Below are 10,624 nucleotides of genomic sequence, written 5' to 3' on the forward strand. Positions count from 1 at the left end.
TCAAGTCCCTCCTCCGCTACCATCACAACCCCCTGAAATTACGGCACAAAATGCGGCGCGGCCGATCAAATCGGGTCGTTTTCATGTTGCATCGGTGTTGCGTCGTTTTCCCCGGTTTTCCGCCATTTTCATCAGGCTATCGGCAGCTCCATGCAACATGGATGCAACATGAGATGGCGTGAAAATGGCCGGGAGCGATACGCCAAACCCCCGGCCACTCAGTGCGCGCCCACGCTCACCGTAGGGCCGCACCATGTCGGAGTTTACCCACTACCGACTAACGGGGATGCTTCGCGCAACATCAGCCGCAGGAGCACCCTTCCTTTCTCGTCAATCCGCCCAATCAATGAAGCTCAGCGCGTCCTCGATCTTCTGAGGATCAAGGCCCGCATCCTTTGCCTGCGCCATCGCCTGCACCATCGCGCCGAAGGCCCGCGCCCTGCCGCCCGCGTCGAACGCCTGCGCCGGCCGCACAACATCGATCATGACCGTGCTCGCCAGCTTGAGCGTAGCTTCCTCGGCAATGAGCTGCGCCAAGGGCTGGAGCACCCATTGCGCCAAATGGCGTTGCGCTTCCCTCACCAGCGGCCCTTGCGCGTTCGCGGCGAACAGCGCGGGCAGGACACCGAAGGCGGCGAAGATGGCATTGCGGGACTCAGCCAGCGATAGCACGGCCTGGCTGCCTTGCAGATCGGGCGTCACATTCTGAGGGCGCCAGTCCTGCGCCGGGGCTGGTCCACCGGCTGCCGTGACATTGACCGATTCGCGGAGCATGACGCGCCCGCGCCGACCACGGAAGCCATGTCCCAAAACCTCAAGGTCCACGTCCTGGCTCTCGGGGAATGGCACCACCTGGCTACCCAAGGGCGCGTTCTCGTAAACCTCGCTCAGCGCTGTCTCCAGCGTGTGCAGCAGGCCGGCAGTCAGTTGCGAGCGCCGCAAGGGTGCCTGCCCAGCCCAAGGCGTGCCGGGATCAGGAGCAAGGCGGAAATGCAGCACCTCGGCAGCCAGCACGGTTTCATTGCGCCCGCCGCCGATCTCGGGCACCGACACGCGATAGGCGCGCGGGATGCCGTCGCGGGTGCTCAAGTCCCAATCGATAATCGGGATCAGCTGATCGCGGATCAGGAAAACCGCTTCCCCGCGCAGGGCCAACGCCCGCGCCGTTATGCCCATATCGAACCGGGTCAAGAGGTCCGTGCCCTGCACGTCAGCCAGCGACAGGCCCGACTCCCACAGCGACACGCAGGTCTGAACAGCCGCGGTTAATTCGCCAAGGCCCGAGCGGCCCGAGACATAGGCTTGCCGCGCCGCCATGATTTGCGACGTGTAGCCCGTGCCCGGTGCCGAGCGGGTTTCGCGCTTGCCCCAAAGGCGGCTCAGGAAAGCCATGGCGTGGCACTCCGGTAGGCGCGCAGAAGATCAGCCGCGCCGCTCTCCTGCATGGCTCGGGCAATCCGATCCGGGGAGAAGCTCGTGCTCTCGCTCATGTCGCCAACGCTCAGCGAATGGGAGCGGACACCAGCGGGCGCCGAAACTTCCGCCGCGAAATAGGCTGCCAGCCGCTTGACCGCTATTGTGACGATTTGCGGGACTGGACCCGCGCCGACGCTTGCTGTCAGCTTCACAACGCCGTTAGGCAGGTGATAGCCGATGCTGCAGGGCGTGGGCGAGAAGGTCACGCCGCTCTCCATGATCTCGCCTTCGATGCTGAGCACGGGGCCGAGCGGAGGATACCAGACGCACCCGGTTTCGCCCTGGACGATCCATTCAACCTCCCGCGCCGTGAAGCGCACCTTGGTGTAGTGCTCGACGCGCATCCACGCGACGGCGAGGTCATCGCCCGTCACGCCCTCCACTTCTGGATAGGCTTCGGGCGCGCCTTCGGTTTGCCGCAGATTGAGGTTCATAGTCTCCACCTGTTCAGGGGATGGATGATGCCGTTGCGGGGCACCGGATCGAATTGGAAGTGCCGCAGGTCCGCTTCCGTCTCGTCATAGGCAGGGCGCGTCACCATGCTCAGCTCGAACAGCACCGCCGCAAAGATCGTGCGAATGAGCGCGTTGCCGAGCGACGGGTCTTCCTCGGTCGTTTCCTCGGGATTCGCGACCGCCTCGGGAGGCGCCACGCGAAAGCCCGGGCTGATCCCGCCAATGAGGCCGGCAGCGAAAGCCGCCATGAAGTCCATCGCCCATGACGTGCGCTGAATGTCGGGCGTCAGGATGGCGGTGAAGTCCAGCGCCGCGTCGGTGTCATCAAGGATCAGCGTGCCCGCCTTCTTGGACGCCAGCGGCTTGTCGAACGAATGACCGATCAGCAGGTGAATGTCGCGCTCGGGATCGTCCACCGCGAAGGAGAAAGCCTTGGGGGCAAATTCCTCCTTCTTCGGCCTGCGCCCGTTGCCGCCTGAATCCAGCACAGCCCTTTTCTTGTAGGGGAAGCGCCCCTTGAGGCGGCGAGTGCCATCACCCGCCGCCCGAAGCTCCAGCCCCCCATCAAAGACGGGGGCCGTCATTATGCGGCTTCCAGCTCAAGGCCGGTCACAAGCTCAAGCTGCGTCCCGCGCGCGACCGTCACGTCTGCCGTGGTCAGGGCCGTCAGGCGAAGCCCGCCCGATTGTGCATCGGTGAAGGGATCGCGGATCAGGTCCACAGCGCCCCACAGGCCAACGAAGATCGGTGCCACGCCGCCTGCGCTGGTCGAAAGCAGAACCTGCGTCTCGGCAGGCGTGCCCGAGGGTGCGGCGAGCGCATTGGTCGTCATCACCGGTGCCGGGATATTCTTCACGAACCGATCCCATTCGGTGATGCCTGTGCCCGTGAACGCCTCGATGTCGTCCATCGCATCCCACAGTTCCGGGCGCACCAGCGCCTTGACCGCGCCGGGGCCGGTTGCCGCGTTGGCGGTCATGAAGCGCACGACAGCAGCACGCAGGGCGCCCCAGGAAGCGAGGTCCGCCGCATCGGTGGAGGCGATGCCGTAGGTCGCCACGCCAGGAATGACGCCCAGCGGCTGCCCGCTCGATCCGGTGCCAAGGAAAATCGCCTTGTCCAGTTCGGCGGCCATGGTGCCGTTCATATCGCGACGAATGGCCTGCTCCAGCGCATCGCCCGATTGCAGCAGCGACTTGCGGGTGATCCGCATATGGATGCCCAGGTGCTGCTCAGGCTTCAAAGCCTTGTCGGTCGTGGCGTAGGTCGTCGGGCCTGCGACGTTGGCGGTTTCGCCATTGGCCCAGCCTGCCGTCACGGCAGAGGTCGTCACCGGCCATTCCACCGCACCCGATCCGACCGTGATAAGCTGCGCACCCATCTGCGCGGCGACCGAGGCGGGAAACAGGCGATCGATGATAGGACGGGTCACAATCGGGTCAGGAGTGCCCGACGCGACCGTCTCACCCGCGCGCACTTCCAGCGCCATCAGCGGGACGGGCACGCCGCGATAGCCGCCAGCGCTGCGAAGCTCCTGCACGACTTCGGCAGTCCGGCCCGACAGGGCGCGGCCTTCATCGAGCGCAAGCACGACCTGGCGCATCTCGAAACCGGCGACCAGTTCGGCAAATTCGCGGTCAGAGCGGGTTTCCAGTTCGGCCCCGGCTTCGCGGCGCTCGCCATCCTCGGCAACCAGCGCGGCCCGGTAGCGGGTTTCGTTCGTGCGATATTCCGCGTCGAGCGTTTCCATCGAGCGGGTTTCGTCCTCAGTGGGCGAAGCCTTGCCGACCAGAGCGGCGAGTGCCTGACGGATTTCCGACTGGCGGCGGGTGATCTTTGTCGATTCAAGCATTGGTCTTTTCCATTCCTGTTAGGAGGTTTTTCCACGCTGCTCGGGCGGGACTCATTTCGGCCAATCCCACCTCCACCCGCGTCTTGCGGGAGTGGCACTGGACGCAGAGGCATTGGAGATTCTGGAGGTCGTAGGGGGCGCCGCCGTCGCGGATCGGCTTGATATGGTCGACTTCGATGCGGCCCTTCGCTTCGCACTGGACGCACTTCCACCCGTCGCGCCGCTTGGCCTGCAACCGGACGGCTTTCCATTGTTCGGTCCGGTAGATTGCGGATCCTGCGCGCGGGTATCTCATGCCCATGCGAACCGTGCCTTTCGGGCAGGCGATGCGATGCGCCGCGCTCCCTCGGCTATCGCCAGCACCGCAGCCGCCGCCGCGTCGATGCGCCCCAGCGAGCGCGCCTTGGCGAGCTTGTGATTGCCGGCAGGATCAACCAGCGTGATCGCCTCCGCGAAGGCCGAGCGCAGCAGCAGCGAGGGAACCACCTTCACATGCCCGTCGAACAGCGCACGCCGGAACCGCTCAATATCCTCCGCGCCATCCTTCCAGCCGAAGCCGCGCCAGATGAAGGGAGCGCGCACATTGGCCTTCGCCAGCGCTTCGACAAACTCAGCATGGCGGAACCGATCGCCCACGATGCAAGCCGGGGTGATGCCATCGAGCCTACGCACGATCTCGGCTATCCATGGGCCGGGGGGCACGGTCGCCTCGCCCAGCGTGAACAGTTCCCCGCGCTCCTGCATTTCGACATAGCGGCCCGACACGCCATCGGACGCGCCGCGATCGGCAAGGGTGGGCGATGTGGAGAAGGTGCCCAGCGCTTCTAGGCGTCCCGTCTCAGGCCAGTAGCAAGCCGCCGCGCTCATCGAGCGGGAGCCGCCCAGGTCAACGCCAAGGATGCAGGGGCCTTCGCGCGCCGGCAGTTCGTCGGGCGAGACTTCGGCACTCAGCCACTCGTCCACCGTGACCAGCACCGAACGATCTTCGCTCGACACGCGCTCATTGCGGTTGAGGTTGCGGAAGCTGGAGAGGGCCGAGCCGCCGCGAGCGATGGCCCGCCGTGCCTGCGCGACCAGCCAGTCAGGCGAGGCGCCGATGCCTTCACGCGCGCCGGGATTGGCGACCAGCAGCGAATCCAGATCATCAGCCGGAAGGCCGAAGGGCGGGCGATGCTCCTGCACATAGGAACCGGGGGGCGGCTCATCCAGCCAGCGCGAGAAGGTGTTGGCGTCGTCCGGTGCGGAGGTGCTGATGATGAGCGCCTTGCCGTCGCGCTTGCCGAGGCCCGAAAGGATGGCGTTCTCCAGATTGTCGCCCTTGTCGCGCTCCCATGCCGCCCGCTCGTCAAGGATCGCCAGCGTGGGCGCACCGCCAAGGATGGATTTGCCGTCAGCCGGAATAACCCGGATCAGCCCGCCGCCGCGCTCGCTATATTCGACTTCCAGTTTCGAGCCGCGCCGGATGATGAATAGCTCTTGCTCCGCTTCGGGCAGGCCGTCGATGAAGCCGACCACGAATTGGAACGCCGTCTTGGCCTGGTCGCGGTTGCGCGCGGCGATCAGTATCTCGCGCCGGGGCTGAGTATCCCACACGCCCATGACGCTGCCGAGCGCGATGCCCGCCGCGAGCGCCGTCTTGGCATTGCCGCGCCCGATCGAAAGCACGCCGACCATGACGCCCGGCGCCATTGCCCCGCGAATGAACTGACGCTGATATTCCGCCAACTGGAGAGGCTCGCCAGCCTTCGGACCCTCGGGCACCAGCAGGGTTTGCAGGTATTCGATGACCGTCTCAGGGGTCATTCCTTCCCCGGAATTTTTGGGAGAGAGAGTCCGACAGCCCCGCTCCGCGTGCGCACCCTCCCCCCCATCGGGCGGCATTGGGACCAGATCAGCGGCCTTGCTCATGCCCGAGCCTGCACGACGAAATGCACAGCGTCCCCGATCACGCGCTGCACCGGTCGCACCGACAGAATGGTGTAGGTCAGCCCCCCGGCTGCGATTGTGTCGTTGGGTTGTGGGCGGTCCAACGCTTCACCGGGGGGCTGCAACACGCCAACGAGATCATCGGCGTGTATCAAGCTGGCGGCGATCAGATCAGTCTCAGCAGCCGTGGCAATGAACTTGAGCGTCTCGCTCAGCGTCGTGCTCGTGGTCGTGCCGGTCGCGGGATCATAGCCGCCAACAACCGTGCGCGACAAAACCACGTCGCTGCCGTGCTTATCAAGTATCCGCGCTGAAAACGCATGAAATGCCCCGCCCATGTGAACATAATACAAGCAGAGTTATTGTTGAGCAACAAACACTATCCGCCTATGATCATGTAATTAAATGCAATTCAGTGTAGTAATAAGCACGGCGCGCGACTGTAGGTATTTATACAGTAATGCGCTTATCGGTGCGGTTCATCCTTGATGATGAACACGGCACAGATCGGACACAAGCGGCGCCCGATTTTTTAGGGCCTATTCGCTCGCATTCTTCTTTCACGCAGCGCGCGAGGCGCCCGCCGATTTTTCCAGTTCAGCCATCTTGAGTTGCAGCCGCACCCGATGCGCACTCGACAGCGCCTTGCCATCGTTCAGGAACTTGGACAGCGTGCCGCCCGGTATCCGTGCAGCCTCGGCAAGCCGTGACTGCGTTCCCGCAGGGCTGGCCTGCAGAAGGGTTTTCAATTTCATTCTGATCTCTGTTTCGATCAGGTCGTCAGGCAGCACGACGCCGAAAGGCTCACCCGTGTTTCCAGTGCTGACAGTGCCATGATTTGCGCTACGCCCATGGCTAACTGTTTGTGTACCAATTATTGATACACCCCCACGGTCGGAAAAATGGCTTGTTTCCGTCGATGCGGTACCAATTTTTGATACCGTGACGGGCGATGTTTCCTTGAGTGTCCCAATTTCTGGTACCGCAGCGATCAATTTTTGGGACCGCGTTTTGTTTCCACTCGGCTCCCACTTCTCAAATTCGCGTGTCGGGCCACCGTGCCCAGGCCACGGCAACCACGTCAGGCGCCATGATGTTGCCGGCCCACCCTTCACCTGAAAGAAGCCGCGATCGACTGGTCTGATGAAGCCATGCTCCTCCAGTTCGACCAGCAGCTTGTGCGCCGTGTTCTTTGAGACATCGATCAGCTCGGCAGCATGACGGGCGGACATGAACAGGTCGCCGTTATTGTTGCCGTGCTCCAGCCGCATCATGGCGACCAGCAGCTTAACCGCGTTGCCCGACAGATCGCGCCAAGCCGCGCAGCCAGTCATGGAATGGTAGAGGCGGATATGGCGGGGTTCATGCCCCCGCCTTGTGTTCTTGGCGCCTCCTGCCATTAGGTGCGCACCTCCACACATTCCGCACGCAGATGCGCTCGCAGCACTTCACGCTGATTGATCGGCCCTTCGCTCTGGTCCATCCCATAAAGCGGGATGGTGTCGTGCTCAGGCTCGCGCTCGTCTATGGCTTCGCCTTGGTCATCGACGCCGACGTCCGGATCGCTGATGGGGCACCCGGGACCGGGCATATAGGCGCTGTGATCGGCAAAGTCGTCCTCGGCCAATGACCCGTCAAGCTCGTCGCCGTTTGCCTCCAGATCAGCATCGCCGTCCGCAAGGTCGAGCAGACCGATGGCTACTTCGATGAAGCCTGCAAGCTGGTCGCGCCCGAACGTCGCCAGCACCCGGGAGATTGCCGCAGGGGGCGCCGGCTGGCGCGAGGGATGATCGATTACCTTCATGCTCATGCCCCCTTCGCCAAGTAGGCTTCCACGCGCTTGGCGGTGCGGCTGGTGACGCGCCGGCCCTTGCGCAACTCGAACACGAAAGAGGGGTCATTGACGACTTTGCGCCCGAACACGGTCGGGGACGTGCCCCGCGCGATGATGTGCGCTTCGATGCGCGCCAGGAGGGGGAAGGCGTCGAGCGTGTCGGGGCGATAGTTTGCCCGCGCATCAGAGGCGACAGACTGTTTCAAGAGTGCTACAACAGTGCGGTTCATTTGGTATGCTCCATTTTGAACAGGTCGGGGATGACGGCTCCACCCGTCACCTCGACCGCCTTTCTTCACTTGCCGATCCCATCACCGAGACAGGTCCGGTCCACGATCCGCCAGCCGTGCGTCAGACGCAGGCCCGATGCCCAGCCCCGAGCCTGCTTGTGCGTCGGGAACTCAGCGCCCAGCACTTCACCGGGGACGGGCGGGACGATCTTCACGTCAAAATTCGCCGTGAAGGGTTCATGGGTTATTTCGATGATGCGCTCAGTCATTTGCTTTCCTCCACCGCCTGCTTGACGATCTCAGGGAAGGCGATGCGAGTAAGGCCGACGATGCCTTGGGGCGCCTGCTTGCTCCAGCCGTCCTCGATGAGCCGCGAATAAGGGGTGTTGTTGACGAGGTAATAAACCTTGCCTGTCGCCTGCTCGGGGATGGCGGCGGTGATGCGCCCCAGCGTTTCCGATCCGGTGGGATCAACGCCTGCGATCTCGCCTGTAGGTCGCGAGCCGATGCCCAACTGCCAGTTGGCGCGGAAATGCCCCCCGACATATCCCGCTGGCGGCGGCGACACCCAATAGGCACCATCCCCGACAGGCGAACGCTCGTCCAGTTCCGCGGCGACCTTTTCGACAACGCGCTTCACCACGTCATCGGCCTGCGCCTTTGCCTTTTCCGAGAAGGCTTTGAGCTGGTCTGCAAAACCGCCCATAATCAGGCTTCCCCGTGCGCAGCGTCCGAGCGAAAGGCTGCTTCAAGCTCGCTCTTGCGGAAATAGAGGCGCTTGCCTTTGCGGATCACCGGCAGTTGGCCGCGCTCCACCATGGCGTAGATGTTCCGCTCGCTGATGATCCCTCCGGTAAATTCGGAGGCCGCGCGAGCACCTGAGAGGAGGTCTTGTGACAGCATTTTCATCTGCTCCTTGCTTGAAGATAAATGTTGCATTTATCTCTTAACTCCGAGCGATCAATGCAGTCAATAGACAAATGTTTCACTTCCTTTCATACGGACCACATGGGAATCAAGTTTTCATTCGCACAGGTGTCGTCGATTCTTGAGTCGGTCCACAGGATCGCACCTGTCCATTCTTCAGCGTTTCGGGCGCGATTGAAGCATCTTCAGCGTCTCGGCTTTCCCTCCGGCATAAACACTGGGAAGGGGAAAGCCGCCGCCTACGGATTCCGTGAACTGATGATGCTGGCGGTGGCTCTGCAACTGATTGAGATTGGCATGTCACCTGAAAAGGCCACGGGCATTTGCCAAGCGAACGAGAGTGATATTGTTCGCTACACCGTGAAAGCCATAAATCTAGCGAACAGCGACAAGAAAATGGAGTACTTCTTGGTTGTACACCATTCATCCCTAGAAAATCTGCGGGCGGAGCGGGAAGAAGATCAGCATGACGACTATCGACAATCTGCAATAGTGATTGGTCACACTGAGCTTTCCCGCCTTTTAGCTAACAAGCTTTCTCCATTTGAACGGCTTTCTATAGTTAGCCTTCACGTGCTCATCCTCAGCATCTACGGAGGCGCTACAAAAGAAGGGCTGAATATCGGAGAGAGCATCGCGGATTCTATCGTTGAGTTGATAAACCATGACCAGCATCCGCAAACGTAGCTGGAACGCCCCTGACGGGTCCGAAAAGACGGCCTGGCTTGTCGATTACCGCGACCAGGCCGGCAAGCGCCGCGCAAAGTCCTTTGCCCGCAAGAAGGATGCTGAGGCATGGCTGGTAGGTGCCGCGTGGCAGGTGAGCCAAGGCGTCCACACGCCCGACAGCGCATCCGTGACGGTCAAGAAGGCTGCCGAGCTATGGATCGAAAAGGCCGAGGCGGAAGATCGGGAGCGATCGACGGTCAAGCAGTATAAGGAACTGGAGCGGCTGCACATCAGCCCGCTGATCGGCAGCGTGAAGCTCTCCCGCCTCACCATGCCGATGGTCGAACAATATCGGGACGACCTGATAGCAACCCGGTCGCGTGCCATGGCCGGCAAGGCCGTTCGGGCTCTCTCCATGGTGCTGGCAGAGGCGCAGCGCCGGGGGCTGGTCGCGCAGAATGTCGCCAAGGGCGTGAAGGTCGTTCGTCAGGGGCGCGAGAAAGCCAAGATCGAGATTCCCACCAAGCAGGAACTCAAGGCCCTGCTCACGGCAGCCACCGACGACGAAAAGCCGCTCATCATGACAGCGATCCTCACCGGCCTGCGCTCGTCCGAGTTGCGGGGGCTGCGGTGGGCCGATGTGAATTTGAAGAAGGCGACCATCAGCGTCAGCCAGCGCGCCGACCAGTGGGGCGAGATTGGACCGCCCAAGAGCGCGGCAGGTTTCCGCACCGTGCCGATCTCCCCTGCCCTTGTGACCGTCCTGAAGGCGTGGAAGCTGCGCTGCCCCAACTCGACGCTCGATCTCGTCTTTCCGACCACGACAGGCACGCCACAGCTTCACCAGAACATGCTCAGGCGGAAGTTCATTCCCCTACAGGTGCGGGCGGGCGTCACGCGCCCCAAGCTCGACGCCAAGGACAAGCCCGTGATGGATCAGGAGGGCCAGCCCGTGCTCACCGGGCGCTATGGCTTCCACGCCCTGCGCCATGCCGCCGCGTCCGGCTGGATTGCCCAGCGGATCGACCTCAAGCGCCTGCAAATCTGGATTGGTCATGAGAATATCCAACTCACGATCGACACCTATGGGCACCTGATTGTCGATGCTGGCGGGGATGCCGACCTGATCGCGGCGGCGGGCGCGGAAATACTGGAAATGTGAGGGCCGGATTTAGGCTTGCAACATGGATGCAACATGAGGCAGGAAAACGGCTGAAAAGCGTGCCTTTCCAGCGGAATCATAATCCGCGTGTCG

15 protein-coding genes are annotated in these 10,624 nt (G+C 62.6%); 2 read left to right on the forward strand and 13 right to left on the reverse strand.

The genetic code is table 11. The features are described from left to right. Positions 1 to 330 precede the first annotated feature (330 nt). From L858_RS0118685 to L858_RS0118745, 13 genes are all read right to left on the reverse strand, one after another. A complete protein-coding gene (locus tag L858_RS0118685) occupies positions 331 to 1,392 on the reverse strand; it encodes a phage portal family protein (RefSeq protein WP_022684590.1) in 1,062 nt (353 codons plus the stop codon). Further along, positions 1,380 to 1,910 (reverse strand): hypothetical protein, encoded by a 531-nt coding sequence (locus L858_RS0118690; protein ID WP_022684591.1) that lies wholly within the window; start codon positions 1,908 to 1,910, stop codon positions 1,380 to 1,382. The genes L858_RS0118685 and L858_RS0118690 overlap by 13 nt, the downstream gene beginning before the upstream one ends. Continuing rightward, the gene (locus tag L858_RS0118695) at positions 1,907 to 2,515 is read right to left on the reverse strand and encodes an HK97 family phage prohead protease (protein ID WP_022684592.1); all 609 of its coding nucleotides are present in this window, start codon (positions 2,513 to 2,515) and stop codon (positions 1,907 to 1,909) included. Before L858_RS0118695 ends, L858_RS0118690 begins: the two co-directional genes overlap by 4 nt. Continuing rightward, positions 2,515 to 3,783: a phage major capsid protein gene (locus L858_RS0118700; RefSeq protein ID WP_022684593.1), complete on the reverse strand. Its 1,269-nt coding sequence runs from the start codon at positions 3,781 to 3,783 to the stop codon at positions 2,515 to 2,517. Before L858_RS0118700 ends, L858_RS0118695 begins: the two co-directional genes overlap by 1 nt. After that, complete coding sequence (locus L858_RS0118705; protein WP_022684594.1) at positions 3,776 to 4,084, reverse strand: HNH endonuclease; 309 nt, start codon at positions 4,082 to 4,084, stop codon at positions 3,776 to 3,778. Before L858_RS0118705 ends, L858_RS0118700 begins: the two co-directional genes overlap by 8 nt. Then, positions 4,075 to 5,586, reverse strand: a complete 1,512-nt coding sequence (locus tag L858_RS0118710; RefSeq protein WP_022684595.1) for a terminase large subunit domain-containing protein — start codon at positions 5,584 to 5,586, stop codon at positions 4,075 to 4,077. Before L858_RS0118710 ends, L858_RS0118705 begins: the two co-directional genes overlap by 10 nt. Positions 5,587 to 5,687: 101 nt before the next feature. Then, positions 5,688 to 6,062, reverse strand: coding sequence for a hypothetical protein (locus tag L858_RS0118715; protein ID WP_022684596.1), 375 nt, complete (start codon positions 6,060 to 6,062; stop codon positions 5,688 to 5,690). Positions 6,063 to 6,269: 207 nt separating this feature from the next. Then, positions 6,270 to 7,109, reverse strand: a complete 840-nt coding sequence (locus L858_RS21100) for a helix-turn-helix domain-containing protein (protein WP_022684597.1) — start codon at positions 7,107 to 7,109, stop codon at positions 6,270 to 6,272. Next, positions 7,109 to 7,519 (reverse strand): hypothetical protein, encoded by a 411-nt coding sequence (locus tag L858_RS21105; RefSeq protein WP_022684598.1) that lies wholly within the window; start codon positions 7,517 to 7,519, stop codon positions 7,109 to 7,111. The genes L858_RS21100 and L858_RS21105 overlap by 1 nt, the downstream gene beginning before the upstream one ends. Then, a complete protein-coding gene (locus L858_RS20750) occupies positions 7,516 to 7,773 on the reverse strand; it encodes a hypothetical protein (RefSeq protein WP_152639880.1) in 258 nt (85 codons plus the stop codon). Before L858_RS20750 ends, L858_RS21105 begins: the two co-directional genes overlap by 4 nt. Before the next feature lie 65 nt (positions 7,774 to 7,838). After that, positions 7,839 to 8,042, reverse strand: coding sequence for a hypothetical protein (locus tag L858_RS0118735; protein WP_022684600.1), 204 nt, complete (start codon positions 8,040 to 8,042; stop codon positions 7,839 to 7,841). Next, positions 8,039 to 8,479 (reverse strand): HK97 gp10 family phage protein, encoded by a 441-nt coding sequence (locus tag L858_RS21110; RefSeq protein ID WP_022684601.1) that lies wholly within the window; start codon positions 8,477 to 8,479, stop codon positions 8,039 to 8,041. Before L858_RS21110 ends, L858_RS0118735 begins: the two co-directional genes overlap by 4 nt. Before the next feature lie 2 nt (positions 8,480 to 8,481). Further along, on the reverse strand, positions 8,482 to 8,676 hold the full coding sequence (locus L858_RS0118745; RefSeq protein ID WP_028056288.1) for a helix-turn-helix domain-containing protein: 195 nt from the start codon (positions 8,674 to 8,676) through the stop codon (positions 8,482 to 8,484). 105 nt (positions 8,677 to 8,781) lie between these two features. On the opposite strand from L858_RS0118745, the gene L858_RS0118750 reads away from it, so the two are divergent. Then, positions 8,782 to 9,387: a hypothetical protein gene (locus L858_RS0118750; RefSeq protein WP_022684603.1), complete on the forward strand. Its 606-nt coding sequence runs from the start codon at positions 8,782 to 8,784 to the stop codon at positions 9,385 to 9,387. Then, positions 9,365 to 10,531 carry a tyrosine-type recombinase/integrase gene (locus L858_RS0118755; RefSeq protein WP_022684604.1) on the forward strand — a complete coding sequence of 389 codons (1,167 nt, stop codon included), beginning with the start codon at positions 9,365 to 9,367 and terminating at the stop codon, positions 10,529 to 10,531. The genes L858_RS0118750 and L858_RS0118755 overlap by 23 nt, the downstream gene beginning before the upstream one ends. The last annotated feature ends 93 nt before the right edge of the window (positions 10,532 to 10,624 follow it).

This window comes from Sphingobium bisphenolivorans (genome assembly GCF_000412635.1).
GTDB lineage: Bacteria > Pseudomonadota > Alphaproteobacteria > Sphingomonadales > Sphingomonadaceae > Sphingobium > Sphingobium bisphenolivorans.